Raw genomic sequence first — 603 nt, forward strand, 5'->3', positions numbered from 1 at the left:
GCACCGGCGCGTCATCCCGAAGGAGGCCGCGACGCTTGAGATCGGCCCAGAGCTCCGCCGGTATTGGGTGATTGAACCATTGGAGGTTTTGCTGAAGCTGCTGGACCGTCCGCGTGCCGGCGATGAAAGAAGGGATCGCCGGATGAGCAACCACGAATTGCAGTGCTACTGCGGGAAGCGGCACCGAATACTCGGCGCATACTTTTTCGATGTCTGCCACGCGACGCAGGACCGATTCAGGCGCGGGCGCATAGTTGTATTTCGCGCCGGTCTTGGCCCCCGTCGCCAGGATGCCGGAGTTGAAGCCGCCGCCGACGACCACCGCGGCGCCCCGCCTCTCGCACAGCGGCAGAAAATCGTTGAGCGCATCCTGCTCGAGCAACGTGTACCTGCCAGCAAGGAGGAAGCAGTCGAAGTCCCGCTGCTTCAGCGCCTCATGACACACCTCCCACTCGTTGACGCCAACCCCGATCGCCTTTATCGACCCTTCGGACCGCAACTTCTCCAGCGCCTTCCAGCAGCCATCCATCGCCTGCCTGAAAACCTCGGGCTGCTCGGCGCTGCGCGTGAAAACGTCAATGTCGTGAATGAAGCAGATGTCCA

1 protein-coding gene is annotated in these 603 nt (G+C 62.2%); it reads right to left on the reverse strand.

The window, feature by feature from the left end; genetic code table 11:
• A partial coding sequence (locus tag AC1DY5_RS58020) for an aldo/keto reductase (protein ID WP_478123095.1) occupies positions 1 to 603 on the reverse strand: 603 nt, incomplete at both ends.

This window comes from Variovorax sp. P4_D9 (assembly GCF_056401695.1).